This is a genomic window from Micromonospora sp. 4G55, assembly GCF_016803375.1.
This window is the reverse complement of sequence record NZ_JAEVHN010000483.1, coordinates 1-4,844: the sequence shown is the minus strand read 5'-3', so window position 1 is coordinate 4,844 and position 4,844 is coordinate 1. Positions and strand designations below refer to the sequence as shown.

The 4,844-nt window shown below is 75.1% G+C and carries 1 protein-coding gene; it reads left to right on the top strand.

From position 1 onward, the window contains the following. Positions 1 to 4,844, top strand: a 4,844-nt coding sequence (locus JNW89_RS27880) for a type I polyketide synthase (RefSeq protein ID WP_238451334.1), incomplete at both ends; no start/stop codon positions are given.

The following is a 4,844-nucleotide window of genomic DNA, read 5'->3' as shown; positions in this document are numbered from 1 at the left end:
ACCGGCGAACCGCTGGTCGTGCCGCTGCGCGTCGACCCGGCCGCCGTCCGGGCCCGGGGCGAGGTGCCGACCCTGCTCCGCGGCCTGGTCACCGCCCCCACCCGGCGCACCGCCGCCGGTACGACCAACGGCGGCGGCACGGCCACCGGGCTGGCCCAACGGCTCGCCGGGGTCACCGAGGCGGAACGGCACCGCGTCCTGGTCGAACTCGTCCGCGCCCGGGTGGCAGCGGTGCTCGGGCACTCCGGCGTCGAGGCGGTCGCCCCCGACCGGGCGTTCAAGGACCTCGGCTTCGACTCGCTCGCCGCCGTCGAGCTGCGCAACGCCCTCAACGAGGCGACCGGCCTGCGGCTGCCCGCCACCCTGGTCTTCGACCACCCGACCGCCGAGGCCGCTGCGCGTTTCCTCGCCGACCGGCTGGTCGGCGTCGCCCCCGCCGCCGCACCGGCGCCCGCCGCGACCACCCCGGCCGCGCCCGACGACGACCCGATCGCCATCGTCGCGATCCACTGCCGCTACCCCGGCGAGGTGCGCTCCGCCGACGACCTGTGGCGACTGCTGGTCCAGGAGCGCGACGCGATTTCCGAGTTCCCGGTCGACCGGGGCTGGGACGTCGACGCGGTCTACGACCCGCAGCCCGGCGCGGCCGGGAAGACGTACGTCAAGACCGGCGGGTTCCTGCACGACGCGGCCGAGTTCGACCCGGAGTTCTTCGGCATCATGCCGCGCGAGGCGCTCGCCATGGACCCGCAGCAGCGGCTGCTGCTCCAGGGCGCCTGGGAGGCGTTCGAGCGCGCCGGCATCGACCCCGCCTCGATGCGGGGCAGCCGCACCGGCGTCTACGTCGGCGTCATGTACACCGAGTACGGCAGCCGGGTGCAGCAGCACGTGCCCGAGGAGATCGCCGCGTACCTCAGCGGCGGCAGCGGCGCCAGCATCGCCTCCGGGCGGGTGGCGTACGCGCTCGGACTGGAGGGGCCGGCGGTCACCATCGACACGGCCTGCTCCTCGTCACTGGTCGCGCTGCACATCGCCTGCCAGGCGCTGCGCCACGGCGAGGTGGAGATGGCGCTGGCCGGCGGCGTGACCGTGCTGCCCACGCCGGACGTCTTCGTCGACTTCAGCCGGCAGCGGGGCCTCGCCCCGGACGGCCGGTGCAAGGCGTACGCGAACGGCGCCGACGGCACCGGCTGGTCCGAGGGGATCGGACTGCTGCTGGTGGAACGCCTCTCCGACGCCCGGCGCAAGGGTCACCCCGTGCTGGCCGTGGTGCGCGGCTCGGCGATCAACCAGGATGGCGCGTCCAACGGGCTGACCGCCCCGAACGGCCCCTCCCAGCAGCGGGTCATCGAGGCCGCCCTGGCCGCCGCCGCGCTCGCCCCGGCCGAGGTGGACCTGGTCGAGGGGCACGGCACCGGCACCGCGCTCGGCGACCCGATCGAGGCGCAGGCCCTGCTCGCCACGTACGGCCGGGACCGGGACCGTCCGCTGTGGCTCGGGTCGGTCAAGTCGAACCTCGGGCACACCCAGGCCGCCGCCGGCGTGGCCGGGGTGATCAAGGCGGTGCAGGCGATGCGGCACGGGCTGATGCCGGCGACGCTGCACGTCGACGCCCCCTCCGACGAGGTGGACTGGTCCTCCGGCGCGGTGGAGCTGCTGACCCGGCCGCGGGAGTGGCCGGCGCAGGGACGCCCCCGCCGGGCGGCGGTCTCGTCCTTCGGGCTGAGCGGCACCAACGCTCACATGATCATCGAGGAGGCGCCGGCGGACCTCGCCGGCCCGGACCGGCTCGCCGGCCCGCCGACCGGTGACGCCGACACTGTGCCGGTGCGGCCGTGGCTACTGTCCGGGCGTACCGACCGGGCGCTGCGGGCGCAGGCGGAGCGGCTGGTCGCCCACCTCGACGGCCGGGACGACCTGGCCGACCGGGACGTCGCGTGGTCGCTGGCCACCGGCCGGGCGGCCCTGGAACACCGGGCCGTGGTGCTCGGCGCGGACCGTGCGGAGCTGGTCGACCGCCTGACCGTCCTGGCGGCCGGGGAGGTCGTCACCGGCGTGGTATCCGGCGTTGCCCGCTCCGGCGGCCGGACGGCGGTGGTCTTCACCGGTCAGGGCGCGCAGCGCCTCGGGATGGGTCGTGAGCTGCATGCGGTGTTCCCGGTGTTCGCGGCGGCGTTCGACGCGATGGTGGCGGAGCTGGATGCGCATCTGGACCGGCCGTTGCGTGAGGTGGTCTGGGGTGACGACGAGGACCTGATCCGCCGGACGGGCTATGCGCAGGCCGGCTTGTTCGCGGTCGAGGTGGCGTTGTTCCGGCTGGTGGAGTCGTGGGGTGTGCGGCCGGACTTCGTGGCTGGGCATTCGATCGGTGAGTTGGCCGCCGCGCATGTGGCGGGGGTGTTGTCGTTGGCGGATGCGGCCCGTCTGGTGGCGGCTCGGGGTCGGTTGATGCAGGCGTTGCCGGCTGGTGGGGCGATGGTGGCGATCCGGGCGTCGGAGGAGGAGGTGCGGGCGGCGCTGGCGGGACAAGGTGCCTCTGTCGCGTCCTACCGACCTGATGACGTAGACGATTCAGCCTCCACTGGCGACGGTGCGGCGGCGGGTGCCGGTGTGGACGTCGCGGCCGTCAACGGTCCCCGGTCGGTGGTCATCTCCGGTCCGGAAGCGGCCGTGCTGCACGTGGCCGAGCACTTCGCCAACCTTGGTCGCAAGACCACGCGGCTGCGGGTGAGTCACGCCTTCCACAGCGGGTTGATGGACCCGATGCTCGACGACTTCCGGGCCGTGGCGGCAGGGCTGACCTACGCCGAGCCGCAACTCCCGGTCGTGTCGAACCTGACCGGTGCCGTGGCGAGCACCGAGCTGACCGACCCGGATTACTGGGTGCGCCACGTCCGGGAGGCGGTCCGCTTCGCCGACGGCATCACCGCCCTGCACCAGGCGGGAGTCACGACGTTCCTGGAACTCGGTCCGGACGCCGCGCTCACCCCGATGATCGAGGGCGTCGTGACCGACACCGTCGTCGCGCCGGCCCAGCGCCGGGACCGGTCCGAGGTGACGCAGCTGCTCGACGCCCTGGCCCGGCTGCACGTCACCGGCACCCCGATCCGCTGGACCGAGGTGCTCGGCGGTGGCAGCCGCGTCGACCTGCCCACGTACCCGTTCGAGCGGCGGCACCTGTGGTTGAACGCCCCGAAGACCCGGGCCGGCGACGCCGCCGGGCACGGCCAGCGCGACGCCGACCACCCGCTGCTCAGCGCCGTCATGGTGGCGCCGCAGGGCGGCGGCGTGGTCCTCACCGGCCGGCTCGCCCTCGACACCCACGCCTGGCTGGCCGACCACAACGTGATGGGCATGGGGCTGCTCCCCGGCACCGGCTTCGTCGAGCTGGCCCTGCGCGCCGCCGAGGAGGTCGGCTGCGACGTGGTCGAGGAACTGATCATCGAGCAGTTGATGCCGCTGCCCGACCACGGCGGCGCGGCCGTCCAGGTGGTGGTGGGGGAGCCGGACACCGGCAACCGCCGGAGCATCGCCATCTGGTCCCGGTTCGACGACGCCCCGCCGGAGGTGGGCTGGACCCGGCACGTCACCGGCTGGCTCGCCACCGAGAACACGCCGCCGGTCACCCCGGAGGAGTTCGGCGTCGGCGTGGGTCAGTGGCCGCCGGCCGACGCCCAGCCGGTCGACATCAGCGGCGTCTACGACTACCTGACCGCGCAGGGGTACCACTTCGGGCCGATGTTCCGCGGGCTGCGTGCCGTCTGGCTGCGCGGCCGGGACCTCTTCGTCGAGGTGGCGCTCCCCGACGAGGCCCGGCAGGACGCGGCCGCGTACCGGCTGCACCCGTCGCTGCTCGACGCCGCACTCAGCGCCACCGACTTCCTCGGCGGGCGCAAGCCGCAGGACATCGGCGCCGGCCAGCTGCCGTTCTCCTGGACGGGGGTACGGCTGCACTCCGGCGGCCGCAGCCGCCTGCGGGTACGGATCAACTGGACCAACTCCGACGAGAGCGCCGGCTCCGAGGCGGTCCGCCTGGACCTGGCCGACACCGCCGGCACCCCGGTCGCCACCGTCGAGTCGCTGGTGGTCCGGCCGGTCACCGCGGACCGGCTGGTGGCCGCCGGAGCGGCGATGACCGGCACCCGCCACCTCGACTCGGTGTTCCGGGTCGACTGGCCCCAACTGCCGCTGGGCGAGGCCGCCGAGGCCGTACCCGAGCGGTGGGCGGTGCTCGGCGGCGAGGTCGACCTCGGCCGCGCGGGCGTGCCCGCGTACCCGGACCTGGCGGCGCTGGCCGCGGCGGCCGCGACGGACGGCGTACCCGATGTGGTGTTCCTGCCGGTCGAGCCGGCGGACGGCGAGGTGCCCGAGGCGGTCCGCGACGGCCTGGCCGGGGTGCTGGAGACTACCCAGGCGTGGCTCGCCGACGAGCGGTTCGCCGCCACCCGGCTGGTGGTGCTGACCTGGTTCGCGGCGGACGACGACAGCGGGCACCTCGACCTGACCGTCGCTCCCGTCTGGGGCCTGCTGCGCGCCGCGCAGGCCGAGCACCCCGACCGGCTGATGCTGGTCGACCTCGACTCCGACGAGGCCAGCCTGCGGATGCTGCCGGCCGTGGTCACGCTGCCCGAGCCGGAGGTCGCCGTGCGCGGCAACCAGGTGAAGGTGCCCCGGCTGGCCCCCGTCCCGGTGCCGACCGAGCCGCCCCCGTCGCCCTGGCGGCCCGACGGCACGGTGCTGGTCACCGGCGGCACCACCGGTCTCGGCGCGCTGGTCGCGCGGCACCTGGTCGGCACGCACGGCGTGCGACACCTGGCGCTGGTCAGCCGGCGTGGCCCGGAGAC